Raw genomic sequence first — 614 nt, 5'->3', positions numbered from 1 at the left:
CCCCGTCCTGGCCCGGGACGTGCGCGCCCGGATCGAGGCGACCCTGCCCGCCGGTCTCGATCGCCTGGCGACCCTGGCGGAAAGCCTGCGCCAGACGGTGCTGGCCACGGTTCCGGATTTCCTCGCCCGCCGCCGCTTCTGGGAGACGGCCTTCCGGGGCCCCGCCCGCATCCTGGCGGAGGAAGGCCGCCTGGCCGAGGCGCGGCGCGAGATGCTGAAACTGCTGAACGCCCCTGCGGCCATAGACGGCGTCGTCCATCTGGTCGGAGCCGGGCCGGGCGACCCCGAACTGCTGACGCTCAAGGCGCTGCGCCTGCTCCAGGACGCCGACGTCGTCGTCCACGACCGGCTGACCCCCAAGGCGATCCTGGACCGCGCGCGTCGCGACGCCGAGCGCATCGACGTCGGCAAGCGCCGCGGCGATCACTCCGTCCCGCAGCCCGAGATCGCCGAGTTGCTGATCGCGGAGGCCCGCAAGGGACGGCGCGTGGTCCGGCTGAAGGGCGGCGATCCCTTCGTGTTCGGCCGCGGCGGCGAGGAGTTGGAGGCGGTCCGTCGGGCGGGCGTCCAGGTCTTCGTCGTTCCGGGCGTGACCGCAGCCCTGGGCTGCGCGG

General features: G+C 74.3%; 1 protein-coding gene. It reads left to right on the top strand.

The features are described from left to right. Positions 1-614 (top strand): SAM-dependent methyltransferase (locus AC2W7C_RS18760; protein WP_486002691.1); only part of this gene is annotated, 614 nt, incomplete at both ends.

It is taken from the genome of Brevundimonas sp. CURTG3B2_SDJG, from assembly GCF_057364705.1.
This window is presented reverse-complemented; position numbering and strand designations above follow the sequence as displayed.